Genomic DNA, 25,125 nt, shown 5'->3' with positions numbered 1-25,125 from the left:
AAAATCAATGAAATAACTATTTCTACACTGGTTGCTTTCCCTATACCAACAAGTCCCTTAATGATTGAAAGGTAAGAAGATGGCGATACTGGGAAATACGCGATTTTCACGGACAGAGTACAAAACCCTGCGAGGCAGCAGAGGGTGGGAACAAACCTTCTCGCGTCACTCGCTGAAAAGCTGCCGGCTGGCACCGGGGGATTGTCCTGTGATGCGTTTGAACGCCCGGCTGAACGCCGCCTGCGAGGTATAACCCAGACGCTGAGCCACGGTTTCTATCGACAACCTTTCTTGAGTCAGTAGCTGATTAGCCAGCCGCATTCTTAATTCTGCCACATAGCGCAGCGGCGGCACGCCGATAGTGTCGCTAAAGCGTCCGGCGAACACCGAGCGCGAAGTATGGGATTCCGCCGCCAGTTCGGCCACGGTCCAGTCTCGGCCCGGTTGCCGATGCAGCGCCAGTATAGCGCGTGCCAGCCGGGGATCGCGCAGTGCCGCCACCAACCCCGACGCGTTATCACACCCGCACTCGACCCAGCCGCGCACCATCATCGCCGCGACCACGTCTGCCAGCCTCGCCAGAATGCCCGCAAAGCCAATGCGTCCGGCACAAATCTCGCGCTTCATCGCGTCAAGCATCGGCACTAAGTCGGAATAACGCGCCCCCGTGACGTCAGCCACCATGATGTCCGGCATCAGTTTGCCCAGACTCTGCATGCCGCCAAGGTCAAACTCCATGCAGCCATAGAACAGTACGGCGCTTGGGATAGGATGGGTGCTCGGGCAGGTGTTCACGCCGCTGACATTATCGCCGAGCGGAGCCGCGGCGAGGGTGTCGATGCCCTGCACCGGCAGGTCAGGGGCGGAGAGCAACTGATGAGCACTGCCCTGCGGCAGCAATACCGCATTACCCGCAGACAGCCGGTGCAGGGTGCCGTCGTGAGTGCGCAGGAAGGCCGATCCCACGGCCAAAAAGTGGAAATAGGCATGGCCCGGCCGGCTTTCAAACGCCAGACCAAAATCAGGCCCGGTTTGAATGCGGCGATATCGCACGCCGCGCAGGCGCATGCCGGTCAGCAGCTCGCTTATCAGATCCGACGACAGCGCAAATTGTTCGTGTTCCGTCATTTCAGGTGTTTTGGTCAAAGATTCAGGAGTGACCATCATAGATCATCCTAAGCCTTCTCCCTAGAATTTCGCTCTACGATTCTTTAAGGGAAGTTTTCCATGAGTAATAACCGTTGTGATGCCGTAGCGGCAGGCCAGATTGAACCCGCCTCCGCCGCGTGGGTGGCCGTGTTTTCACTGGCGATGGGGGTGTTTGGGCTATTAACGGCGGAGTACCTTCCCGCCAGCTTGTTGACGCCGATGGCCGCTGACCTTGGCGTTTCTGAGGCGCTAGCCGGGCAGGCCGTCACCGTGACCGCCGTCGTGGCGCTGTTTGCCGGGCTGTTGGTGCCACGGCTGACGCGCACCTTAGATCGCCGCCTGGTACTGCTGAGTTTCACCCTGCTGATGATTGTCTCCAACCTGCTGGTGGCCTTATCGTCCAGCCTGACAATTGTTTTAATCATGCGCATCCTGCTGGGGATTGCGCTCGGAGGGTTCTGGAGTATGGCGGCGGCGGTTGCCATGCGTCTGGTCCCGGAAAAAAGGGTGCCGCGCGCGCTGTCGATTATCTTCAGCGGCATTGCGGTGGGCACGGTCGTCGCCGTCCCACTCGGAAGTTACCTCGGCGGGCTGTATGGTTGGCGCAGTGCGTTTGTGGCCGCCGCCGCCGTGGGCGCAATCACGCTGGTTTTCCAGTGGTGCACCTTGCCACAGATGGCGGCGCGAAAACTGCTGAAAACCGCGTCAGTGCTGGCGTTGCTTCGCCGGCCCGGTATCAGCATTGGCATGTTTGGCTGCGTGCTGGCCCACACCGGGCAGTACGCGTTGTTTACCTATATTCGACCTGCCTTAGAAAGCGTGGTGCAAATAGATGTCGACGGTTTGGCACTGATGCTGCTCGGCTTCGGTATTGCCAACTTTGCCGGCACGCTGTTGGCCGGGTGGGTGATGGAACGCAGCCTGCGGGCCACCTTGGTCATCATGCCGTCGCTGGTGGGCATTGCCGCGCTGGCGATGGTTTCTCTGCCGGTTCAGGCCACGGGCCTGATGCTGCTAGTGGCACTGTGGGGGCTGGCTTTCGGCGGCATCCCCGTCGCCTGGTCAAACTGGGTGGCGCGATCCTTACCCGATCAGGCCGAAAGTGCAGGGGGCATGGTGGTTGCGGCAGTGCAATCCTCCATCGCTGCAGGCGCGGCTTTGGGCGGGCTGGTGTTTGGATTTAGCGGCGTCAGCGGGGTCTTTGTGGTTTCTGGACTAGTGATGTTGCTAGCCGCGCTGGTGATTGCATTACGGGTAAAAGGCTAGGGGGAGAAGTGCGCAAAGGGGGCAATAGGGAGTGGCGTGGCCGGGCAGCACGGTGTCACGCAGAGACTTAATCCCTCACCAAATGCTGAAATTCGGCCTTCTTCAGCCCGGTGATGGCTTCAATATCTTGTAAGGAGAGGCCCAGCTGAGAAAGGCTGGTGATCCTCTGATGATCCAGCGAGTGGGAACAGATAACGCGAAGCTCGCCATGGTTGCCTTGGGGATTGAAGTCCAGTTGTTCTGCGGGCATGGTCACTCCTTCTCTATCGTTGTAGCATCGTTATGGTCGTAAAAAAAGGGGGATGGCGACATCCCCCGATTAACAACAACTAGATATCGAATCTGTCCAGATGCATCACTTTGCTCCAGGCGGCAACAAAGTCTTTCACAAACTTCTCTTTGGCGTCGGCGCTGGCGTAAACCTCGGCAATTGCACGCAAAACGGAGTTAGAGCCGAAAACAAGATCCGCGCGGCTGGCGGTAAATTTCACCTCGCCGGTCACGCGATCGCGGCCTTCAAACAGCTGTTTCGCGCCATCAATGGCTTTCCACTCATTACGCATGTCGAGCAGATGAGTAAAGAAGTCAGCATTAAGTTCCCCCACGTTATGGGTGAAAATCCCGTGACGGCTGCCGTCGAAGTTGGCACCCAAGGCTCTTAACCCACCCACTAACACGGTGAGTTCAGTGACGGTCAGGGTCAGCTGCTGGGCTTTATCAATCAGCAGGTTTTCCGTCGCGCCGTGCAGGGTGTTTTTCAGGTAGTTGCGGAAGCCGTCTGCCTTAGGTTCGAGCAGGTTGAAAGATTCCACATCCGTTTGCTCCTGACGCGCATCGACGCGGCCTGCGACAAACGGCACTTCGATGGTCACGCCTGCGGCTTTCGCAGCTTGCTCCACGCCCACAATACCCGCCAGCACGATGATGTCGGCCAGAGAGGCTTTGTGGAACTGCTGCTGAATGCCTTCCAGCGTTGGTAACACGCGAGCCGCCGTGGCGTTAACTTCCCACTCGCGCTGTGGCAGCAGCGCGAGGCGCGCGCCGTTGGCTCCACCGCGTTTATCACCACCACGGAAGGTAGAAGCAGAAGCCCATGCCACCGAGGTCAGTTCGCTAACGGTCAGACCAGAATCAGCAATCTTCTCTTTCAGGAAGGCGATATCGCCGCTGGTTGGCTGATAGGTGGCTTCCGGCAGTGGATCTTGCCAAATCAGGTTTTCAGCCGGGACTTCAGGCCCGATGTAGCGCGCCTTTGGCCCCATATCGCGGTGAGTCAGCTTGTACCAAGCGCGGGCAAAGGCTTCGTTGAAGGTCTGCGGATCGTTGAGGAAGCGACGGGAGATCTTCTCAAACTCAGGGTCGAAGCGCAGCGTCAGGTCGGTAACGAGCATGGTCGGCTTGTGTTTTTTCGACGTATCAAAGGCGTTAGGAATGATGTCTGGGGCATCCACGGCTTCGAACTGGATCGCGCCCGCAGGGCTGCGGGTCTGCACCCATTCGTATTTGAACAGGTTCTCGAAGAAGTAGTTGCTCCACTGGGTCGGGGTCTGGGTCCAGGTCACTTCCAGACCTGAGGAGATAGCATCCGCGCCGGAGCCTGAGCCGTAGCTGCTGTTCCAGCCAAAGCCTTGGGCTTCGATCGGGGCGGATTCCGGGTCAACGCCAACATGGTCGGCGGAGCTGGCACCGTGAGTTTTACCCAGCGTGTGACCACCGGCAATCAGGGCCACGGTCTCTTCGTCGTCCATACCCATGTTGCCGAAGGTAGCGCGAATAGCCGAAGCAGCGGAAGCCGGGTCGCCGCTGTGCTCTGGGCCTTCCGGGTTAACATAAATCAGGCCCATTTCGGTGGCGCCTAGTGCGCCCTGAGCCAGTGATTCCGGGTGACGATGCTCAAGCCAAGTCTTCTCGCCGCCCCAGTTGATATCCTGATCTGGCTCCCAAACGTCTTCACGCCCGGCACCAAAACCAAAGGTGCGAAAACCTGAATTTTCCAGCGCGACGTTACCCGCCAGAATATACAGGTCGGCCCAAGAGATTTTCTGGCCATACTTCTGTTTTACCGGCCACAGCAGGCGGCGTGCTTTGTCGAGGCTTACGTTGTCTGGCCAAGAGTTGAGGGGAGCAAAACGTTGCTGACCGCGACCCGAGCCGCCGCGACCGTCAACAGAACGGTAGGTACCTGCGCTGTGCCACGCCATACGAATGAACAGCCCGATATAGCTACCCCAGTCGGCTGGCCACCAAACCTGAGAGTCGGTTAATAGGGTTTTGATATCGGCTTTAAGCGCGTAGTAGTCGAGCTTTTGGAACTCTTTACGGTAATCAAAATCTTCACCTAAAGGATTAGAACGGTCGGAGTGCTGATTTAAAATGTCGACTCTTAACTGGCTTGGCCACCAGTCTCTATTATTTGTCCCGCCGCCAGCAGTTTCATTAGGCTTCGCTTGATGAAACGGACATTTACCGGGAGATGACTCGCTCTTGTTATCAATTAATTCGCTCACTTGCATACCCTCTTTATGGATGTTTCATCATTAAGATAGCCAAGCGAATGATTAAGCGATAGCCGCCTTATTCTATGGATTTGATAGTTGTTTCCAACCATTAGGAATAGTGACTCACAAGGTATTAGCGAAAAAAACTACACATAAATTTAATAATTAAAATATTTTTTTGAAAAAGAAAAAACTTTATGCGCTTTAAAGCTGAACTGTTACATATGGCGTTAGGAATTTAGGTATGGTCAACGCCACCATTACCAGCGTAGGTATCTATGCTCCCTGAGTCACCGCCTCTTTAACCTGCAAATTAGCACTCGGGCCGGCAAAGACGGAGGAGGCAGTGGTCATCAGGCAGGCGATGGAGGTCATTTTCAGGACTGATTTCATGTTAATACTCTCCATATTTGGTTTTCCATATTAGTTGTTTTCCTTTTATCGCGTCTTTAATCCTGCCCGCTTATTTCGGCGAGCCGAATTAACCATATTAACCTTTAAGGCTTTTACAGATATTCAAAATTAATGGTGGCGTTGCCGTCCAGATTAGCCGTCTCGGTAATGCCGCGCAGGTCAGCGCTGAGGGCCGGCGTGGCCTTCAGATCGAAGGTGAACACGGTGGCCTCTTTCGGCGCGGTGGTGCCGGTTGTTGCGTAGGTCAGGTACTGACGCGCGGTGTTGTTATTGAGCAGGGTGTCGAGGGTCATTTTGCTCCACGCGGTTTTATCCGAGCTCATCAGCAGGTCGCCGGCGGTGGCGTCGCCGTTGATGGCGGAGATGCTCAGGCCGTAGGAGCCGATGTTGACATCGCCCGCTTTGCCCAGGCCAAACGCCGTGGTCGCCGACGTTGGCTCATTGCTGTGCGCCCCCACGGAGTCCGCGCGGTTGTCAACAAAGCTCATCGCCACTTTGGTGGCGCCGGTGCAGGTGACGGTGGCGGTAACGGAGCGCGCCGCCAGCGCCAGGGTGCCGGTATTTGGCAGTTGGTCGACAGAGGTTGCGCCAAAGTCGATAATGCCGCCGTTACCCAGAACCGGCGTACAGGCACCCGGGGTGATGGTGCCGGTGATGCGCAGGGTCGCGGTCGGGCCAGCGAAGGCGGAGGTGGCGGCTGCCATCAGGCAGGCGATAGCGGTCATTTTCAGGGCTGATTTCATGTTAATACTCTCCATTTGTTTAACTTTCCATTTAAGACAGCAATAAAAACCATGGTTTTTATTTAACTGTTAATAAGTGCTCTGCGTTTAACGCAGGGTACTCACTGCTTCTTTTACAACGCTTTTCACTACTTCGGCTTAATTCACGGGTACTAATTCAATATTGAGCAACTCTTCTTGCACATAAGCGTCCGGTACCACAAAAGCTGACTCCATTAGGTAAGGAGTGATGGTGAGTACGGCATTCAAATTCGTTCCTTGCAGGCTGCTAGTGTCACCAATGGTGATCTCATCATCTGAACTTAAGGTTTGGCTGTCTGCGATAGCAGGCGCAATAGCCACGCCTTTATGCTTGGTTTTTGTCAGTTGCACGGCATTACCGTCGAGCACTGCTGAACTCAAGATGGCGCTGACTTTGCCTTTTTGACCAAATGAGAAGTCACCATCATTTAGACGGTTGCCAATGAAGCGCAAATGCATCTTTTCTGCCTGTGGACAGATGATCGTAAGGTTGCTACTACGCGGAGTCAGCGCTGTGGCATTTCCTTGCGCAGTGCTAACAAAAGTTTGGCGGCTTTTGAGCAACTCACCGTAGCTTTGCCCGCTAGGGGAGAGCGTTATCGTGCAGTTATTGATATCAGCCTGGGCCGGCTCGCTGACCAGCATGGTGCAGGCCAGCGCCAGTAGCATGATGATCACATAACCGGCGTCTCCCTTAAGTTTGGGGGCTTTGGTTTTCAATATATTTCTAAATTTTTGCATGTCTTTATCTCCTGTGGGCGATAGCAGTTAGCTGGCCTTTATTCGGCCAGGCAGGTTGCGCCTACGTTTTCATAGAATTCATTCAGATCGGGCGTGTCGCTAAGCGAGAATTTAAGTTTGCACTTATGGCCGGCATCATCCGTCAGGGCGAACAGATCACCTGCGTTGGCTACGTCAGTCACAAACACCACGCCGTCTTCCACCGCAGTGGTGACGTACTGGTTGTTCCTGTCGAAAATTACCGCGCCTTTCTGGACGAGTTTGCCGTCTGGCATCGTCAGCTTCAGCATGACCCTTCTGACAGTCAGCACGCCAAAATGCAGTTTGCTCACCGAGCCGTGCCCGGCACTCAGAGATTTCATCCCGTTGTTCACATCAACGTTTTTCGGCAATGTTTCGGTATTGACCATCACGTTAGAGTTTTTATATGGACTGAGGGAAGGCACGACAGCCTGACCCCACTTATCTGTCCATACCGTGCCTTGTGGCGTGCTGATTTCTACTCCAGACACATTATTGCCAAGTGAGGCAATGCCGAAGGTATCCTGCACAGCATAAGGAGAGAAGGTTACGCCGCCGCTGTGGGCTACAATTGCACCATCAAGCGTCGCAGATCTATTACGACTATTGTCCGAGTCTCCACCCGCATTCACGCTAAGTCGCGTGTAATGCAGGTTGGCGTTCAGGCCGCCATTAACGCTGTTTTTGCTACCCGGATTGGCATTTTCAGCCGACACGGTGTAACCCAGATCGCGCGTAATATTGCCCGCTGTCTGCATGCCGTAGCTGGTGTCTTGACCATCGTTACGTGCATAGCTGTTGAGGCTTTGTTTACCAAACGGAATGCTAACGTTGATGTAAAAAGTGTCGCCCCGGTCGTCATTGTAATTCTGGTAATTATTGGTATTGCTGCTACTCCTGTTGTTGTTACTGTCAATTTCGTGCTGCCAGTTAGCGCTCACCGAAGCGTACTTAAAGGTCTTACTCCATGAAGCAATGACGCGTTTGGAGTCGCTGCTGCTGTCAAAACCCACTGATCGGGAATAGCCCAGAGAGAAGCTACCCATGATGTCGTTTGACCAACCGGTGGAGAGCGAGTAGTCGTTTTTGGTATGGCTGCTCTTATCGTCCTGAACATAGGTGTCTTGTAGGTCACGATAGCCCTGGCTGTTCTGCGTGCCGGACACATTGAAACTCAGTTGATAAGGCGCGGCATAGCTGGCAGAGAGGGTGAGCTGCTCGCCTCTATTGTTGTTACGTTTATCAGCGGCGCTTAGCACTTTGGCGCTCAGCATGAGGTCTTTGATTGGCAAAAGGTCAACGCCGCCCGCCACGGCCTGATATTGATTAGCCCCCATCAGACCTGCGTTGAGGTTCATATACTTGGTGGCTTTCCAGCCATTGGAAACAGTGGCAAGCCACGGATCGCCAAAATTGGTATCAACGTCACGTACTTTACCTACCGCCATGGACATCCCTTGAGGGCGGCCAAGATTGGTCCCTGAAAGGCTGGCTGCGGGGACGGTAAAATGGCTAGTGGAGCCGGAGGACTCAGTGATGGTGACATTCAGGTCGGTGTTAGCACTAATAACAGGGACGTTGTCCAGCGTGAACGGGCCTGCCGGAACCAGCGTCGAATAAATCAGTGCACCGGACTGTTTGATATCTACACGTGCCTGCGATGTTTGTGCCAAACCTGTGACGGTCACGCCACTGCCGCCGTCTCCATCAAGGGCGGTTTCCGGTATCAGTTGCGCACCGTTAATGGCGCTCCCAGAGAACAGCGTGCTGCTGACGTTAATCTGCCCGATCTGGGCAATTTTTTTGATGCCAGTGAAGGAGTGCTGGGCATAGGTGTAGAGGGAATCCCTGGTTACCTTGCCGTCACTATCGCTGACCATCTGCTTACTGCGCAGTAACCAATCGGAGATATTGAAACCCGCTTCGAACATCCCTTGGTTGTACTTGCTGCTACCACCGTCAAAACTATTGTTACTGGTAAACAGTGAGTAGTTAAGAAGAGCTGCCGTGCCGCCAGTATTGTAGTTACCGGTCTGCATGGACAGGGGCTGAAGTGCTTCTGGCGGAGTCACCAGCTCAATGCGGTCTTCACTCGGATAGAGGCTAAATGCGGTACCGGGAAAAGCGTTCGCATAGTCGTAGCACACCCCAGCATCATCTTTTGCAGGGATGCCTTCAGGTAACAGAATATCAACGGGAGCTGCATCGGCAGTTGGCTGACCTTTCTGCTCAGGGAGTGGCTCGGTGGGTTGAACCGGCGTGGAATGCACGTCTTTGGGTATTTTCAGACCAGCAGCTTCTAAAAAGGCGCGATCAACGCAGGGTCGCCCCTGAGAATCAAAGGTGACCGAAATATTGCCTTTCGGATTACCGTTTAATGAAAATGACACTAACTTACGACCGGGCGAAAAGCGTGCAGCTCGGGCAAAGTATTTAGCGATAGAGGGGTCGACGCCGCGAGAGCGTAGCGTTTCCATATCAAAATTTAATGCCAAATCACTGCCCGAGTCTGAGGGGGTGATGGCTGCGGTATCTATAGGTGCAGGGCTTGGTGTCACTGCGGCCATCGCGACTGGGTCTTTGCTGGCTTGAATCTCTCTTGCCATTTCACCAGCCCGGACATCGTACGAGCCGCCGGCTAATGCCGCCGCAATGAGCAACGACAGGTGCGTCTTTTTCATTTTGCTTTCATCCATCCTTGAGAACTGATATCCCTGATATGAAAATCATTTCAGCGTGGCGATGTAGCTTCCTGCATCAAAGCCGAAACGTGATGATGGGAAAATTTTCACTTGTTTGTCAGAAGTGGCGGAAGCCAGGTTGATGCTGAGCGTCTCGCCCGGGAGGATGAAGGTCTTGCCAAGAGTGCCTGCGATATTGGATGGCTGAGTCAGCACCTGCGGTGACATACGCACGACATAGGCGCTCGGATTGGTAACTTTCAGAACTTTACCTTCAGCCTTCCACTCCAGTTTTTCCCACGGTGTAGTGAATTCCGGCAGGCCTTTCGGATGAATGATGACCGGCAGATTCTGGCGAATGGTGGTGGTGATTTGCTTTTTACCCACGGCCTTGGCCTGCGGGATCCCTTCGAAGATAACGCGTTTGTATTGTTCAACTTGCAGCGGAGCCGTGGTGTTCAAGACAAAGCGCACACGCTGGGTCTGGCCCGCTTCGAGGCGCACAATTGGCTGTGTCGCAACCAGCATGACCCCTTTGTTGCTGCTGCCATCAGTTTCCTGAATGGTGGTGTAGAGCAGGGCAGCCTTGTCGTCAGTATTTTTGACGTTCATGCTGCCGCCGCCATCAGCTTCATCAATAAGCAAAACTGAGGTTTCTGGAACCATGCCGGTGGCTTGAGTCAGCGCAGGGGTTAATGCTAACAAAGCGCCAGTAATCATGAGGCTGCAACAAGTCATTTTACTTTTCATGAATGCCTTTCTCTTAATAAGGGAGTCGCGTAACACAACGTAATAGCCCAGCTTTCATCGATGTGATCGAGCGATTTGTTATTAAGTTGGCTGCGTAAACTAAAGGTAAAAGATGATTAATAGTTACTTCTTAAATAGAATCACCCAATAAGATCTTTAGTGCATATTTATATCTGCACTGAGTTAAGTTGCATGATCATCCACCAAAATACAAATATTGTGAACCCGCAATAATACGAAAAGCGTTTTCGTAATTTATGAATTAGCCATAAAAAAACAAACCTTGATAATCTCGAAAAAGCATTTTGGTATAGCTATCATGCGGTTGTGTTTGTTAAATGAATAACATGTCATTTACATTTATTAAGTTGTGGTATAGCAAATTGAGATGCAGTTTTTTATTAAATTACTCATTCTTTTAATGTGGGAATAATTGTAGTTAGAATAGATGGATAACCTCTGTACTGAGCCTAGAATAAAACATTAATTTTTTTTCGATTCCACTAAAGAAGACTATGAAAAGGGTCGCTTTTACCTATGGCAAAACCAGGTGCAGCGATCTTAATCATGAAGGTTAGGTTTAAGAATTTATGACTCAGAGTGCTAACCGCCAAATCTATATTTTGTGAATATATAATTTTTAACAATATTTTCCTGGAGAACAGAATTGCAAAAAAAACAAAAGAGCGCGGTTAGCCAGTTCGATCTGAATCTAATGAGCGTGTTTGATACAGTTTATCGGCTGAATAGCGTGACCAAGGCTGCTGAAGCAATGGGGCATGCACCATCCTCAGTCAGTCAGTCATTACACAAACTGCGTGAATTTTTTTCTGATCCATTATTTGTACGCGCGGGTTCTGGACTGGCTCCAACGGCTACGGCAACGGATGTTCACCGCAAGCTGTCCGAAAAATATGACAGTTTGATCGCAAGCCTTGAGGATCTGTCGCAGACAAGTAGTAAAAATCTTCTCATTATTCAATGCCATCCATATGTTGGCTTGCGTATGATGCCGGCTATTGCCTGGTGGATGGAGCAGAATGCGCCCTGTTGTAAGATTGTCCATCGCGAATTGGTCCGTTGCCAGAATACCCCCGAAGATCTGCTATTACAGCGTGGGGTAAATTTGGTGCTGGATGTTCTCCCTGCCTACAATTTATCTCTTGAAACTCATAGAGTGCTGGAAGAGCAGGCCGTATTTGTTTGTCGGGAGAGGCATCCAAGGCTTGGAAGTTGTATTACCCGGGAGGAGGCAGCATTAGAACGCTTCAGCATGCTGGACTCTTCAGGTATAGATATACAGCGTTTTCAGGTTCACATTAACAAGTCTATTGGTGAACGCAATTTCGCTATAAAAAGTAGTTCACTGATGACTATTCTTTCCGTCATTGAAGCGACGGATGTTGTCGGCGTTATTCCCGTTTGGCTCTATGAGCGCCTGAAAGGTAACTTTAAAGTACGAACCCTCACTCAAGCATTCACTTCCATTCCTATCCCGATTTATATGATGTTTAATAAATCATCATTAAAAAATGAAATGTTCACCTCATTAACCACGTGGCTTGAAAAGCATTTTCATGAGGGGGGCGACACCTTAGGATTAACTCAAGACGCGGTAATAAATAATTAAAATATATAGCCCTATTATCATTAACTTTTAATCATCATCACTAAGAATGGTAGCTGCATGAAATTAATCAATGATGTGACCGAGTTCAGAACATGGCTGATTGAGGAGTTTTATTATTCATCAGAAACCGCGTTGCGCGACATTTACTCGCCAATTTCGTATGAATTTGATTTCCTGCCGGAAGCAGAGCGACTATGCCCTAAATTTTTCCCTTGTTTGGTTTATTTAACGACGTCGGATAATCCGAAAGAACCTACTCAGATTAAAGTCATCTCTAAAGAGCAACTTACCGCCTGGGCCAATGAGATGGGACAGCATGTTGCCTGACTGATTTTTCTCCGGCAGGAGAAGAAGGCTTATTGCTTCGCCCGCCTGAGCGGCGGGCAGAGAGTGGGAAAGTGAGCAGTGAGAAATGAAAATGAAAAGGGCTTAACGGCCCTTTTTCTTGCGCCCCGGTTGGGCAAATCGCTTGCGGGAGGCCGCGTTGCCGTCGGGTTTTTCGGCCACTTTAGGTTTGCTGATAGTCGGTTTTTTGGCCGCTGGCTTGGACTGAGGTTTCTTCGCCGGTTTATCTTCTGAAGAAGAGTTTTCAATAAGCTTGAACAGCTCGATCAGCTCGTCGTCGGTCAGGTCACGCCATTCACCCAGCGGAATTCCCTTCAGATTGACGTTCATGATGCGCGTGCGCTCAAGCTTGGTGACTTCATAACCAAAGTGTTTACACATGCGACGGATCTGGCGGTTAAGCCCCTGAACCAGCGTAATGCGGAAGACAAAAGGGGCTTCCTGCTTCACTTTGCATTTCTTGGTCACGGTGCCGAGCATCGGCACACCGGCGCTCATGCCCTGAATGAATTCGTCGGTCACCGGCTTATTCACGGTCACCACGTACTCTTTCTCATGATTGTTGCCAGCACGCAGAATTTTGTTGACCAGATCCCCGTGGTTGGTCAGGAAAATCAGCCCCTGCGAGTCTTTGTCCAGACGGCCAATCGGAAAGACGCGCTTGCTGTGATTGACGAAATCACTGATGTTGTCGCGCTCGCCTTCTTCCATCGTGGTGATAATGCCCACCGGCTTATTCAGCGCGATTAGCACTAAATCTTCTTCATCGCGCGGCTCGATAAGCTGACCGTTAACCTTCACAACGTCACCGGCAAATACCTGAGCGCCAACGGCGGCGCGCTTACCGTTGATAAAAACGTTGCCTTGCTCAATGTAGCGATCGGCGTCACGGCGAGAACAGATGCCGCTCTCGCTAATGTATTTGTTAAGACGAATAGATGAGTTAGTCAGCATGGTTTCTCCGTAAAACGCGGACTATACATTATGCGAGTTAGCTTGCGAAGCCTGTTTGCGGCGAATCGTGCAGGGGATCAACGGGTTGAAATGGCGCGCAAAGCTGCCTTGATGAGGCAATAGGCAGACGATTGGCAATCAGGAAAAACACATTGGCGGATTGGCGAAAGAAACTAATATTTATTGCTTATAAACTTCAGTCATCAACTTACCATCTGGGTAGATGCCTTGACCGGAGTGAACATGAACACAACTTTGAAAGTGGCGGGGATTGCCGGAAGTCTGCGCGCAGGCTCTTTTTCTCACATGATTATGAATACGCTGGCGGAACAACTGCCCGCAGGCGGCTCGCTGCACAATATCGATATCGGCGCACTGCCGCATTACAACGAAGATCTTGAGCGCCACGCCTTGCCGGAATCCGTGGTGAATGCCCGCGCGACGGTCAGTGAGTCCAACGCGGTGTTTATCGTCACGCCGGAGTTTAACCACGGTATGCCAGGCGTGCTGAAAAACACGCTGGACTGGCTCTCACGCCCGGCTTTTAACAGCCCGATGCTACACAAATATGTGTTCTTTATGACTCATTCGCCGGGGGCGCTGGGCGGCGTGCGTGCGCAATATCAGCTGCGCGAAACCTTGGCATCCATGCACTGTAACTTTGTGCCGATGGGTGAAATTGCCATCCCGCACATCGGGGAGAAGGTCGAAGATAATCGCCTGATTGACCCGCGCAGCGTCGAGTTTATCCGCCAGCAAATGGCGCGGTTTATCGACAAGGCGCAGGCCGCGTCGGCCCAGTTAAATCAGGCTGGGGGCTAAGTGATGCAGATGCTGCTGGCGCTCGGCGCGGGCCTGTTTGTCGGCCTGCTGTTCTCATGGCTGCGCGTGCCTTTGCCTGCACCGCCCACGCTAACCGGCATTATCGGCGCGTTCGGGGTGTTTATGGGCAGCGTGCTATTTCGGCTAATCGTAAGGTAACCAATGAAAATACAGATCGTTATTGGCAGTGTTCGAGAAGGCCGTATTGGCCCGCAAATCGCCCAGTGGGTGCATGACAGCGTGATAGCCGCAGGCGAAGAGTGTCGCGCAGAAATTATCGACTTGGCGCAGTGGCCGCTGCCGATGGACGACGAGCCGTTTATGCCTTCTTCCGGCCAATATCTTCAGCCGCATACGCTGCGCTGGAGTGAGAAAATCAGCCAAGGGCAGATGATGGTTTTTGTCTTCCCGCAATACAATTGGGGCTATCCGGCGGCGCTGAAAAACGCCATTGACCACCTTTATCATGAGTGGAAAGGCAAACCAGCCCTGATGATCAGCTACGCCAATCGCGGCGGCGGTAAGGCCGCAACTCAGTTAAAGCAAGTATTGGAAGGTATTCACATGCAGCCGCTGAGTGCGGGCATTGAGATTAAACTCTCCGAGCTGGAGTTCGCTGAGGATGGCGCGATTGCTCAGGCGGCCAAAGGGCTGAGTCCTTATCTTCCACGGCTGGTTGACGCGCTAAAAGAGGCACTTTCGCTCACTCACGCAAGCCGTTAACTCTAGGCCTCTTCCGACTGTTCGCGCATTAAAGACATATAGCGTCGCGGCGGCACGCCCAGCACGCGGGTGAACAGGGTGGTGAAGCTGCTGGCGCTGAAATAGCCCAGCTCCAGCGCGGTGGCGGTGATGGTATGACCGCGAGCCAGCTTATCGATAGAGGTCACCAGGCGCATATGCTCGCGCCAGCGGCGGAAAGTCATCCCCGTCTCGGCGACAAACAGCCGGGAGAGGGTGCGTTCACTGCTGTTCACCCGTGCGGCCAGCGCCTCAATGCTCAAATCCGCCCCCGGTTCCTGATGCAAAATAGCAATCGCCTTGCGCAAGCGTCGGTCCTGCCCGTGAGGCACAAACAGGCCGGGCGTGGCGACGGGGCGCACCAGCTGTAACACCATCAGTTCGGCAATCAGCCCCAACGATTGCGCCACGCGCTCCGCATTTTTCTCCTGCTCATCCTCCAGCCTTACCGCCTCGCGGGCCAGTTCACGCAGCAAATCAGAGACCGCCAAAGCCCGACACTCGGCGGGCAGGCGCTGGGCAATCTGCGGCGGGAAGTTAACATTTATCAGCGAGGACGTTTCACTGTAAGACGCGGCGTGCGGCGTCTGTGGTGGCACCCATACGGCAAGTCCCGGCGGGGCCAGCCACCAACCTTTATCCGCCGTGACGCGCATTGTCCCGCCCAGCACCACCGTCAATTGCCCGCTATGGTGTTGATGCGTCGGCACACCGCCACCGGCAGGATGGACAATTAAACGGGCACTAAGAGGTAATGAGGATGGGGTGGTGGGCATAGTGGATTCGGTGGGCTAATGAGTTAGCCAGTAATAATAGCTCGATCAGCAACAAAAACTACCTTGTCCATAAAGGGCACATAGAAGAGGGGAAGTGCCTGCGCCTGATACCTTAATATCAGGCGCGAGGAAGGGCGGGTTAAGCCTGCGGGTCCTGCGTGATGTCGGTGATTTTAGGGCCTTGCGGGTCCTGAGGTTGTGGCTCGGCCACGGCCTGTTTGGTCGGCGGGGTGCTTAGCTCGGAGAAGGCTGGCTTGGAGGTGGCAACCGAGTAACCGACATACTTCTCATCATCCGGCGACGTGGTGACTTCTACCGATGGAATGGTCACGCGGCCAATCAGCGAACGGGCATAGCCGCCCACTTGGTGCTTACCGGCTGGCAGGTGGACTTCCATGCTTTCACCAATCGCCAGTGCACCGGCATCGCTGCCGTCTACGGTGACAAATACTTTGGTGCCATCGTCAGTTTTAGCCGGAACGTGGGTCACGGTGACGCGCGTCGGGCCTGAGGTAAAGTCAGGTGCTGGCTCGGCTGGGGCGTGTTTTGCACAACCGGTAAGCGCAAAAGCAGCCGCAACGGCGGCGAGGGTGAAACGATGAATCATAGCGCGGCATTTTCCTCTAAGGATTTTGTGATCTAAGTAGCAATATACCCGATCGGGAGAAAGAGATGAATGCAGCGACGGGGAACTCGGAGGATTCTATTGTCAGCAATAATAAATGGCGACTTACTGATTTAAGGGGAAAGCCCAACGTTTCAGCCAGACTCCCCTAAGGCTAATTTTCTAAAGCGCTCAGGCCGGGCGCTTCACCGCGATACATTTCACTTCAACCAGTAAGCCCGGATGAGCCAACTCGGTGACGCCGATGCAGGTCCATGCGCATTTCCCGCGAGGGAAAAGACGGTCTTTGACCCGGCGGAAAACGTCCATATGTTGTTTCATATCAACGTGATAAGTTGTCATCTCCACCACGTCGTCGAAGGTGCATCCCGCCTGTTCCAGCACGGTACGCAGGTTCTCCCAGCAGGCGGTGAACTGTGTTTCAGGATCGCTGATCACTTGCAAATCTGCCGTACGGCCAACCTGACCAGCGCAATAAAGGGTATTGCCGACCAGCACCGCTGGGGCGTAACCGGCTCTCTCTGCTAACGCTTGCATCGCCGGGGGCGTGATGATTTGTCTGTCTGACACGACGGAAATCTCCTAATTAGGATAGAAATTTACATGGGCAAATGCCCATCGCCTGAGGATTATCATACCTTTAGCAGAAGGAGATAGGGAGAGAGGCGGATTGTCATAAAGAGCTAAAGTAGCCTGCTAACGAATACCGAAAAGGGGGAAATAACGCCCTTGTTGAAAAGGGCGTTCGGGGCAGTGCACGCTTCGCTAGAACATTTCACCCATATTTAATTGCCCCATCAGCAGGGCGTTGTCGCTGTAATCCACCGGCACGGCGACCACCGCCGGGCCTTGCACGTCCATGGCGGCGCGCAGGGTGCTTTCGAGGGTGTCGGACGAAGTGACGGCAAAACCCTTAGCGCCGAAGGCTTCGGCATAGGCTTTAAAGTCTATTGGCCCGAATTTTACGCCGGAGGTGCGCTGGTATTTCTTCTCTTCCTGAATCGCCACCATGTTGTAGCAATCATCCACCCAGATGATGTGCAGCAGATTCACGTCGAGCCGCACCGCGGTTTCCAGCTCCATGCTCGACTGCATAAAGCCGCCATCGCCGGACACCGACACCACTTTGCGGCCGGGCTCCACCAGCGCAGCGCCAATCGCCCACGGCAGTGCCACGCCCATGGTTTGCTGTCCGTTGGAAATCAGCACCTGACGCGCCCGGAAACTGTACAGATAGCGGGCGATCCAGATGTGGAAACTGCCCATATCCACGCACAGGGTGACGTCGCTGTTGACGATGTCCTGCATCGCGCGCACCAAACGAAGAGGATGAATAGCGAACTGGTTCAGGCTGCGGCCTTTCTGCGCCAGCAGTTCGCGCTGTTGGCGGCGGTCGTCGAGAATCGAAAGTGTCTCGGTGCTGAGGGTAAACTGCTGGTGGACCTGCTCGGTCAGCAGGTCCAGCGTGTCGGCGATGTCGCCCACCAGTTCAACATCCGGCGTGTAATCGCTGTCCGTCTCGGCAGGCACCACGTCGATATGCACTAGCTCCGCCGTGCCGTTACTCCATTGCGCCGGTTCATACTCCACCGGGCTGTAGCCGACGGTGATCACCAGATCAGCATTGCGCAGCAGGCGGTCACCGGCCTGATTGTTGAACAAGCCGACGCGTCCGGCAAAACGATGGAAGTGCGCCTGTTCAATCACGCCCGCCGCCTGATAGGTGCTGGTGACTGGCAGGTCGCTTTTGTTGAGGAAGCGGCGAATGGCTTGTGCATTGCGCGGCTGGCTAGCCATCAGGCCGAGCAGCAGCACCGGCCTTTTGGCTTTTTTCAAGCAGGCGGAGACTTGGCGGATCGCGTCGTGCGGCGCGCTGCCGAGAGTTGGCGGCTGTGAACTCAGCAAACGTCCCTGCGCCGGTTCATTGATAATGTCCATCGGCAGGCTGATAAAGGAAGCGCCGGGGCGGCCAAATTCGGCGGCGCGAAAGCCGTTCGCCAGCACTTCGGACAGGGCAGATGACGAAGTCACTTCAGCGGCGAACTTGGTCACCGGGCGGAACATCGACACCGTGTCCATGGTCTGGTGCACCTGTTTCACATGGTCGGCGCGTTTTACCGCGCCGCCAATGGCCACCAGCGGATCGCCTTCTGAAGTGGCGGTCGCCACGCCGGTGATCAGGTTTGAGCAGCCGGGCCCCGAGGTGACCAGCGCCACGCCCGCTTTACTGGTTAGGCGGCCGACGGCCCCGGCCATAAAGGCGGCGTTAGCCTCGTGGCGCACCGGAATGGTCACGATCGAGGAGTCAACCAGCGAGTCAAAGACCCGGTCGATTTTCGCGCCGGGAATACCAAACACGTGCTTCACGCCCTGCTGTTCAAGCTGGGCTACCACCAAATCCGCGCCACAGTTCCACGCATTTTTGCTGTCTGAATTTTTCATGATTACTGCTCCTGAGAGGATGTTGTGGATTAGCTTTCAACGGTGCGAATGGCGTCATCGAGGTTTTCAGGGCTGAGGTCGGCCTGCATAAAGTCACTGTCTGTCGGGAAGTCGATCAGCAATTTGTCTACCGTGCCGAAGGTTAAGACGCCGCTTTCCAACTGATAATCCAGCACGTGGCCGCCGCTGCTGCGCTCGCGATTAATAAAGTGCTCGTGGTAACCGGCGACGTTAATGCCTTGCATATATTCCGGCGTGAGGAAGCCAATCAGCACCCCTGCGGAATTCTCAATATGGAAGGTCGGCTGGGCCTCAATGGCTTCCAGCATCGGCTTGTACGGACGGTGCTGTTCCGGCACGGTGCGGGTGTCCACGCGGCTAAACACTCCGTCAATGCGCAGGGCGCAGAAGGTGTTATTGCTGGCAATCACTTCATCAATGATCTGGTGAATTTCGTCGCGGCTGTGGGGCTTGTCGAGGTGGTACTCATTAGTCGGGTTGAAGAATGTCATCACGGCAAACGGGGTTTTCTGATCCGGCTGCGCCCGTCGCGCCGTACCGTCGCCGCGCAGTTGGAAGATGTTGCTGTTAAAGGCGATCAGCTCGCCGTCAAGATGGTTGAAAGTGCCGAGGCCGAAATCGCCATGTTTCAGCAGGTCAGCCATGGTGGTGTTGCCTTCATAAACGCCGCTCAGCAGGGCGCTCATCATCGAGGACTGGTAGATGACGCGCTCAGGATGCTGCTGCTGGAGTTGCAGGGCGCTACGCGTGATATCCGCCACGCAAGAGCAGTCGCTGTGGTCGTCGTGGCGGTGAAGTTTGTGGGCTGTCATGGTGTCGCTCCGGTTGAAAATGGTTAGCGTTGTTAACTAAAGGTTGACTCCATTCAGCAGGGAGTTCCAATATGATGGAATGTTCACTTTGAGACGTTTTTGATATGGAACTTCGTCATCTGCGTTATTTCGTGACGGTGGCTGAAACCGGGAACTTCACCCGCGCGGCCGAGCAACTTGGGATCTCACAGCCGCCGCTTAGCCAGCAAATTCAACGGCTTGAGCATGAAATTGGCGCGCCGCTGCTGCGGCGATTAACACGCAGTATTGAGCTGACCGAGGCGGGGAAGACCCTGTATGACGACGCGGTAAACATCCTCAAGCTGACCGATGTGGCGCTGGAAAGGGCGCGCAGCGTGGCGCGAGGTGTTAGCGGAACGTTACGCATTGGTTTTGCCAGCTCCACGGCGTTTAACCCGCAGGTGTTTGCGCTGCTGCATCGTTTCCGCGACAGCTATCCGGCAATGGAGCTGTTGCCGCAGGAGAAGGAGATGTCGGCGCTGATGACCGCGCTGGCGGACGGCGCGATTGACGTGGCGTTTATTCGCCTGCCGTGTGAGCGCAGCAAAGATTTTGCCACGCGGGTGATTGATTTCGAGCAGATGGTGGTGGCCTTGCCGCACGCCCATCCGCTGGCGCAGGGGGGCAATATCAGCCTTGAATCGCTGAAAGATGAAACCCTGATCACCTTCCCACGCGACATCTCGCCGAGCCTGTATGACTCAGTGATTGCCGCCTGCAATGAAGCCGGGTTCACGCCGAAGCTGGGCCAGCAGTCACCTCAGGTGACGTCGGCAATCAGCATGGTTGCGACCGGTTTTGGCTACGCGGTGGTGCCCGCGTCGCTGGGGAAAATCGACGACGAGAATGTCAGCTTCCTGCCGCTGACCGGCCCGCCGTTGACCACGCAGGTGGCGCTGGCGTGGCGACGCAATGACAACGCCAAGGCGGTGCTGCGCTTTCTTAAACTGCTGGAAAATAAATAGCTTATCAGCCGGGGCCGTCGCTGGCGGCGGCCAACAACGGCACCACTAAGTCGCTGATTGGGGTGGCAATGCCGTGTTTGCGGCCATAGCGCTGCACCCCGCCGTTGCGAATATCCCATTCAAGCTGCCGTCCCGCCTGTCGGTCGGCGAGAATCGATGTACCCAGATCCGCGGGGGCTTGATGGAAGCCCGCGATGATCTGCTGTGGGACATCATCCCCCAGCGTTGCTCCTTCGGCGCGCGCCACGAGCAGGCATTCGCGCAGGTAGGCCAGCGACAGGTCGGTGATATCGCTGCGAGAGAACATCCCCGCTCGGCGGCCGGTCAACACCATCAGCCCGGCGACGGCGTTCTGCAACAGCTTGCGCCACGCCACCGAAATGAAGTCAGCCTCGACTTCAACTGAACACCTCGTCCCCTCGAGTGCCTGAATAACACGCTGAGCGGCGGGCATGTCGGGCAGGGTGAGGCGCGGCTTGCTGCGCAGCCATACTGACGCGTCGGCTTCGCGCTGGGCGGGGAACCATACCACCGAAGGCAGCACTGGCCCTCCGGCAAGATAAGGGGAAAGCAGGGTTTGCTGTTCAACACCGTTTTGCAGGGCGCAGACCACCGTTTGCGGGCCACAGAGTGCGGACAACCAGGGGGCTATGGCGTCAATCTGGGTGGTTTTCACCGCCACAAAAACCAGATCGTAAGGCTTACCCAACTGTGGAACATCCACCTTTATCGGCCCCGGCACGCGGATCTCGCCGCCGTCGAAGCGCAACTCAAGGTGCGGATGGGGCGTGCGGCCATAAATCGCCGGAGTACGCCCGACTTCGTGCATCACGGCGGCGATAGTAGTGCCAATTGCCCCGGGGCCAATCAGCGCAATACGTGGGGAATCAAAGCTGTTCATGATTATCTTCCTGCCTGTTAGGTGACTGCGGTTTAGCGCCTGCTAACATAATAAACATCTTATATGACACTTTCCCATGCCTATTTTGGCCCAATATGACTGCTTTTGGTGACCCCGGTGACTGTCTGAAAAGTGCGGCGAGTCGCACAATGCATCCCACAAATTGCGACGGGAAATGTCTTCTGTCGACCAATGATTAGGATGAAATTCAATGAAAAAGTTATTTGCATGCAGCGTACTGGCGTTATCTATGTCAGCTTCTAGTTTGGCGTTTGCCACCACGGCGGCACAGGCTCCGACTATTCGCACCATGTCCGGCGCGCAGGCGACGACTTCTCTTGAAGCCAACGCCACGGCGCTGATTGTGATCGACTTCCAAAACGAATATTTCAGCGGGAAAATGCCGATTCCTGATGGTATGAAAGCCCTAAAAAACACCCAGCGTCTGGTGAAATTCGCCCATGACCACAAAATGCCAGTGTTCTTCGTCCGCCACCTTGGCCCAGCCAATGGCCCGCTGTTCGCCGAAGGCAGTAAATTTGCTGAGTTCCACAAAGACCTGCAACCGACCAGCGTTGACCACGTAATCACCAAAGCCACGCCAAGCTCCTTCGTCGGGACTGACTTGGATAAACAGCTGAAAAAGCTGGGGATCAAGAAGCTGCTGGTCACCGGTTTGATGACCCACATGTGCGTCTCTTCCACGGCGCGCGACGCCGTGCCATTGGACTATGAAGTGATTATTCCAGAAGACGCCACTGCAACCCGTGACCTGGCGACGTGGGATAACAAGGTGGTAGATCACGCAACGCTGCAACGCGCAGCACTGGCGGGCGTAGCTGACGTGTTTGCCGAAATCAAAACTACCGACGCCGTGCTGGAACTGCCGGTTCACTAATTCACACTAAGCCTGCATCCACTATTCCCGCCCGGTGATATCAGCCGTGGCGGGATTTTTATTGGCGACATTCCAACCGCGTTATTCTCCCAGCGTTTTAAATTCCCGGCGATACAGTGAAGGCGAGGTTTTAAATTGCTGCTGGAAGTGGCGACGCATGGAAAGAGCAGAGCCGAAACCTGATTCTTGCGCGATGCGTTCAACCGGCTGGTCCGTTTTTTCCAGAAAGCGTTGGGCGACGGAAAGGCGCTGGTTTAACAGCCATTGGGTGAAAGTGGTGCCAGTGACCTGCTGAAAACGGCGGGTGAAGCTGCGGCGGCTCATCAAGGCTTTGTCTGCCAGTTGCTCTACGGTCAATGCCTGTTGCAGGTGGGAAGAGGCCCAGTTCAAAGCCTGCATAAAGCGGTCGCCGCCCGCCGTGTTATACACCGGCTGCTCAACAAACTGCGCCTGTCCGCCCTGACGGTGGGGCGGAACCACCAACTGGCGTGCCACCGAGTTGGCAATGTCCGCGCCACACTGCTGGCGAACCAGATGCAGACAGCAGTCAATGCTGGCCGAGGTGCCTGCGGAGGTCACAATGTCGCCGTCATCTACATAAAGTACGTTTTGGTCCACCTTCAGCGACGGGTAGAGACGCATAAAATCGTTCATCCAGTTCCAGTGGGTGGTGGCCGGGCGGCCATCGAGTAACCCCGCCGCTGCCAGAACAAAAGCCCCCATGCATAAGCCGACCACTTTGGCACCGCGCTGGTGGGCGCGAAGCAGGGCATCAATCAGCTCTTGTGGCGGCAAAACCTCCGGCTGACTCCAGCTCGGCACAATCACCATATCCGCCTCTTCCAGCTTATGTAGCGGATGATCCGCTACGATGGAAAAGCCGGTGTTGGTGCGCAACGGGCCGGACTCTATGCCACAAACAAACAGTTGATACAAAGGCTTACCCTTGGCATCCACTGCCTTTTCAAACACGGCGCAAGGCACGGAGAGGTGGAAAGGGATGATGTCGTTAAATACTACAATTCCGATTTTAATCGCGGACATAAGTCCTCCTGTGCCTGCTGAATCGGCACCAAGCTCGACAGCTAATCAGGTTTTAGGAGGTTCGAGAAAGGTTGTCAACACGTTTGGGCCCTCGCTGACAATTATCATTTTTGTCCTACACAGAACCCGGCAAAGAGCACTTAAAGCAGATTCTCCGCGGGCTGGCGATGGTGCAGCACGCGGTCAATCAATCCCCATTCGGCCGCCTGCTCGGCGGTCATAAAGTTATCGCGATCCAGCGCTCGCTCGACCTCTTCGGTGGTGCGCCCGCAGTGCTCGGCATAGAGCTTAATCATCAAGCTTTTGGTTCGCTGCATGTTCTGCGCGTGGATGAAAATATCCGTGGCTTGCCCCTGAAATCCGCCCGACGGCTGATGTACCACCACGGAGGCATTAGGCAAGGCAAGGCGATGCCCCGGCTCTCCGGCCATCAGCAAGAATGACCCCATCGACCCCGCCGTGCCCATACACAGCGTGTGAACCGGTGCCTGAATAAAGCGCATGGTGTCGTAAATCGCCAATCCGCTGGTCACTGACCCGCCGGGGGAATTGATGTAGAGATTAATCGGCCGCTGAGGGTTTTCTGCCTCTAAAAACAGCATTTGCGCGCAGATTAAAATCGCCATGCCGTCATTTACTTCGCCATTGAGAAAGATGATCCTTTCACGCAGCAGACGCGAATAGATGTCGAAAGAGCGCTCGCCGGTGCTGGATTGCTCCACCACCATCGGGATAAGTTGCATCGCGTCTGGCATAAAACCTCCAAAGTTTACATGTGGTTAGGCGGCGCACATCAGCAGGGCGTCGGCATCGTTGGCGGCAGTTCTGACATCATCTAGGGTGTGAACAATCTTCAGCACGCTGCCGTCGCCGTGGTCAGGCCGAATCTGAAACAGCACAGTGCTTTCGAGGTACGGCGGCTGGTCGTCGCGCATGCGTAAACGCAGCTCTTGGTTGGGCGTGGCGCTCAGCGGTTCGGCGCTGGCGAGCAGGCTATTCGGCAGCCACTGCTGGCGCAAAGTGGGGGTGCTGATGGCCCGCCAGACCTTCTCCGGCGGGGCGTCGAGCCGGTATTCCAGCTCAAGCCGTGGGGGCGATTTTTGCGTCATTATTCCATGTCCTTCAACAAGGTTTTAAGACTGTCGATACGCTCAGGCCAGAAGGCGCGGTACTTCGCCAGCCATTGCGCGATAAGGGCGACGCCATCCGGGTCGACGTCGTAATTCACAAATCTTCCCTGTTTTTCTTCGCGGATCAGATGGGCGTTACGCAGCACCGCCAGATGCTGCGACATGGCGGACTGGCTGATGGGCAAACCTTCGCGCAGGGCGCTGGCATTCATACTGCCCGCCACCAGTTTGTCGAAGATGGCGCGGCGGGTGGGGTCCGCCAGCGCTTTAAAGATGTCATTTTCATTCATATGAACACATTAGTAGATACTTATGTGTTGCGCAAGTTTTAGGCCGAGGCTATTTTTCCTTCAGCAAAACACCAGTCATCGAGGCTATTGAATTGCACCGTCACCATCACGTCTGACGGGCTGATTGCCAGGGCCGCAACTAGCCTGTCGGTCAGCAGCTGGTAGAATTCGGCTTTCTGCGCGTTGCTGCGCGGCTTGCCGCCAAGAATTGAAAACAGCAGAAAACGCGGGGTCCGGCCCTGCGCCAGATAGTGCGGGTCATACACCAGTTCGCCCGGCGCTTTGGGTTCTAGCACCTGAAAACGGTCATCGGCGGGAACCGCAAAGGCCTCCACCAGCGTTTGATGCAATATCTCGGAAACCTGCGCCATTTGCTCTGCGCTATAGCTGGCTTGGTGAAAGGTAATACGCGAAATCGGCATGA

General features: G+C 54.5%; 27 protein-coding genes. 8 read left to right on the top strand and 19 right to left on the bottom strand.

The window, feature by feature from the left end:
* Positions 1-165: 165 nt before the first annotated feature.
* A complete protein-coding gene (locus ACT3RT_RS06155; RefSeq protein WP_353501758.1) occupies positions 166-1,167 on the bottom strand; it encodes an AraC family transcriptional regulator in 1,002 nt (333 codons plus the stop codon).
* Positions 1,168-1,227: 60 nt separating this feature from the next.
* On the opposite strand from ACT3RT_RS06155, the gene ACT3RT_RS06150 reads away from it, so the two are divergent.
* Complete coding sequence (locus tag ACT3RT_RS06150; RefSeq protein WP_496199771.1) at positions 1,228-2,415, top strand: MFS transporter; 1,188 nt, start codon at positions 1,228-1,230, stop codon at positions 2,413-2,415.
* A 67-nt stretch (positions 2,416-2,482) separates the two neighbouring features.
* Here the strand turns inward: ACT3RT_RS06150 and ACT3RT_RS06145 are convergent, their stop codons facing one another.
* The 6 genes from ACT3RT_RS06145 to ACT3RT_RS06120 form a co-directional block, all read right to left on the bottom strand.
* On the bottom strand, positions 2,483-2,665 hold the full coding sequence (locus tag ACT3RT_RS06145) for a hypothetical protein (RefSeq protein WP_353501760.1): 183 nt from the start codon (positions 2,663-2,665) through the stop codon (positions 2,483-2,485).
* Positions 2,666-2,744: 79 nt separating this feature from the next.
* Complete coding sequence (katG, locus tag ACT3RT_RS06140; protein ID WP_437341996.1) at positions 2,745-4,922, bottom strand: catalase/peroxidase HPI; 2,178 nt, start codon at positions 4,920-4,922, stop codon at positions 2,745-2,747.
* 497 nt (positions 4,923-5,419) lie between these two features.
* Positions 5,420-6,070 (bottom strand): DUF1120 domain-containing protein, encoded by a 651-nt coding sequence (locus ACT3RT_RS06135; RefSeq protein WP_496199772.1) that lies wholly within the window; start codon positions 6,068-6,070, stop codon positions 5,420-5,422.
* A gap of 138 nt (positions 6,071-6,208) precedes the next feature.
* Positions 6,209-6,832 (bottom strand): DUF1120 domain-containing protein, encoded by a 624-nt coding sequence (locus ACT3RT_RS06130; RefSeq protein ID WP_485903181.1) that lies wholly within the window; start codon positions 6,830-6,832, stop codon positions 6,209-6,211.
* A gap of 38 nt (positions 6,833-6,870) precedes the next feature.
* Positions 6,871-9,534: a fimbrial biogenesis usher protein gene (locus ACT3RT_RS06125; protein WP_496202665.1), complete on the bottom strand. Its 2,664-nt coding sequence runs from the start codon at positions 9,532-9,534 to the stop codon at positions 6,871-6,873.
* 45 nt (positions 9,535-9,579) lie between these two features.
* Positions 9,580-10,254, bottom strand: a complete 675-nt coding sequence (locus ACT3RT_RS06120; protein WP_485903179.1) for a fimbria/pilus chaperone family protein — start codon at positions 10,252-10,254, stop codon at positions 9,580-9,582.
* Positions 10,255-10,951: 697 nt separating this feature from the next.
* Here ACT3RT_RS06120 and ACT3RT_RS06115 point away from each other — a divergent pair.
* Complete coding sequence (locus tag ACT3RT_RS06115) at positions 10,952-11,914, top strand: LysR family transcriptional regulator (RefSeq protein ID WP_485903178.1); 963 nt, start codon at positions 10,952-10,954, stop codon at positions 11,912-11,914.
* A gap of 57 nt (positions 11,915-11,971) precedes the next feature.
* On the top strand, positions 11,972-12,241 hold the full coding sequence (locus ACT3RT_RS06110; protein ID WP_485903177.1) for a hypothetical protein: 270 nt from the start codon (positions 11,972-11,974) through the stop codon (positions 12,239-12,241).
* A gap of 102 nt (positions 12,242-12,343) precedes the next feature.
* On the opposite strand, the gene rluF is transcribed toward ACT3RT_RS06110, so the two are convergent.
* Entirely contained in the window at positions 12,344-13,213 is an 870-nt protein-coding gene (rluF, locus tag ACT3RT_RS06105; protein ID WP_353501768.1) for a 23S rRNA pseudouridine(2604) synthase RluF, read from the bottom strand.
* Between the two features lie 243 nt (positions 13,214-13,456).
* Here rluF and ACT3RT_RS06100 point away from each other — a divergent pair, with 243 nt between their 5' ends.
* From ACT3RT_RS06100 to ACT3RT_RS06090, 3 genes are read left to right on the top strand one after another with little or no spacing between them, the layout of a single operon-like run.
* Positions 13,457-14,035, top strand: a complete 579-nt coding sequence (locus tag ACT3RT_RS06100; protein WP_496202664.1) for an NADPH-dependent FMN reductase — start codon at positions 13,457-13,459, stop codon at positions 14,033-14,035.
* Between the two features lie 3 nt (positions 14,036-14,038).
* Positions 14,039-14,194 carry a XapX domain-containing protein gene (locus ACT3RT_RS06095; protein WP_154147579.1) on the top strand — a complete coding sequence of 52 codons (156 nt, stop codon included), beginning with the start codon at positions 14,039-14,041 and terminating at the stop codon, positions 14,192-14,194.
* 3 nt (positions 14,195-14,197) lie between these two features.
* Positions 14,198-14,758, top strand: coding sequence for an NADPH-dependent FMN reductase (locus ACT3RT_RS06090; protein ID WP_496202663.1), 561 nt, complete (start codon positions 14,198-14,200; stop codon positions 14,756-14,758).
* 2 nt (positions 14,759-14,760) lie between these two features.
* On the opposite strand, the gene ACT3RT_RS06085 is transcribed toward ACT3RT_RS06090, so the two are convergent.
* From ACT3RT_RS06085 to budA, 5 genes are all read right to left on the bottom strand, one after another.
* Positions 14,761-15,552, bottom strand: coding sequence for a helix-turn-helix domain-containing protein (locus ACT3RT_RS06085; RefSeq protein WP_496202662.1), 792 nt, complete (start codon positions 15,550-15,552; stop codon positions 14,761-14,763).
* 139 nt (positions 15,553-15,691) lie between these two features.
* Positions 15,692-16,159, bottom strand: coding sequence for a hypothetical protein (locus tag ACT3RT_RS06080; RefSeq protein ID WP_353501772.1), 468 nt, complete (start codon positions 16,157-16,159; stop codon positions 15,692-15,694).
* A gap of 189 nt (positions 16,160-16,348) precedes the next feature.
* Complete coding sequence (locus ACT3RT_RS06075; RefSeq protein WP_353501773.1) at positions 16,349-16,747, bottom strand: RidA family protein; 399 nt, start codon at positions 16,745-16,747, stop codon at positions 16,349-16,351.
* Positions 16,748-16,942: 195 nt separating this feature from the next.
* Positions 16,943-18,619, bottom strand: a complete 1,677-nt coding sequence (gene alsS / locus ACT3RT_RS06070; RefSeq protein WP_485903173.1) for an acetolactate synthase AlsS — start codon at positions 18,617-18,619, stop codon at positions 16,943-16,945.
* 29 nt (positions 18,620-18,648) lie between these two features.
* Positions 18,649-19,452, bottom strand: coding sequence for an acetolactate decarboxylase (gene budA, locus ACT3RT_RS06065; protein ID WP_485903172.1), 804 nt, complete (start codon positions 19,450-19,452; stop codon positions 18,649-18,651).
* 104 nt (positions 19,453-19,556) lie between these two features.
* Here budA and ACT3RT_RS06060 point away from each other — a divergent pair, with 104 nt between their 5' ends.
* Entirely contained in the window at positions 19,557-20,438 is an 882-nt protein-coding gene (locus tag ACT3RT_RS06060) for a LysR family transcriptional regulator (protein ID WP_496202661.1), read from the top strand.
* A 4-nt stretch (positions 20,439-20,442) separates the two neighbouring features.
* On the opposite strand, the gene ACT3RT_RS06055 is transcribed toward ACT3RT_RS06060, so the two are convergent.
* Positions 20,443-21,339: an oxidoreductase gene (locus ACT3RT_RS06055; protein WP_496202660.1), complete on the bottom strand. Its 897-nt coding sequence runs from the start codon at positions 21,337-21,339 to the stop codon at positions 20,443-20,445.
* Positions 21,340-21,550: 211 nt separating this feature from the next.
* Here ACT3RT_RS06055 and ACT3RT_RS06050 point away from each other — a divergent pair, with 211 nt between their 5' ends.
* The gene (locus ACT3RT_RS06050; protein ID WP_353501777.1) at positions 21,551-22,237 is read left to right on the top strand and encodes an isochorismatase family protein; all 687 of its coding nucleotides are present in this window, start codon (positions 21,551-21,553) and stop codon (positions 22,235-22,237) included.
* Positions 22,238-22,318: 81 nt separating this feature from the next.
* Here ACT3RT_RS06050 and ACT3RT_RS06045 read toward each other — a convergent pair whose 3' ends face one another.
* The 5 genes from ACT3RT_RS06045 to ACT3RT_RS06025 all read right to left on the bottom strand — a co-directional run bounded on the left by ACT3RT_RS06045 (position 22,319) and on the right by ACT3RT_RS06025 (position 25,123).
* On the bottom strand, positions 22,319-23,281 hold the full coding sequence (locus ACT3RT_RS06045) for a GlxA family transcriptional regulator (protein ID WP_496202659.1): 963 nt from the start codon (positions 23,279-23,281) through the stop codon (positions 22,319-22,321).
* A gap of 140 nt (positions 23,282-23,421) precedes the next feature.
* Entirely contained in the window at positions 23,422-24,036 is a 615-nt protein-coding gene (locus ACT3RT_RS06040) for an ATP-dependent Clp protease proteolytic subunit (protein WP_485903167.1), read from the bottom strand.
* 24 nt (positions 24,037-24,060) lie between these two features.
* Positions 24,061-24,390, bottom strand: a complete 330-nt coding sequence (locus tag ACT3RT_RS06035; RefSeq protein ID WP_396132518.1) for an SRPBCC family protein — start codon at positions 24,388-24,390, stop codon at positions 24,061-24,063.
* Entirely contained in the window at positions 24,390-24,701 is a 312-nt protein-coding gene (locus ACT3RT_RS06030; protein ID WP_485903166.1) for an ArsR/SmtB family transcription factor, read from the bottom strand. Before ACT3RT_RS06030 ends, ACT3RT_RS06035 begins: the two co-directional genes overlap by 1 nt.
* A gap of 38 nt (positions 24,702-24,739) precedes the next feature.
* Complete coding sequence (locus tag ACT3RT_RS06025) at positions 24,740-25,123, bottom strand: tautomerase family protein (RefSeq protein ID WP_485903165.1); 384 nt, start codon at positions 25,121-25,123, stop codon at positions 24,740-24,742.
* Positions 25,124-25,125 lie beyond the last annotated feature (2 nt).

The organism is Ewingella sp. AOP9-I1-14, from assembly GCF_052375995.1.
Taxonomy (GTDB): Bacteria; Pseudomonadota; Gammaproteobacteria; order Enterobacterales; family Enterobacteriaceae; genus Ewingella; species Ewingella allii.
This window is presented reverse-complemented; position numbering and strand designations above follow the sequence as displayed.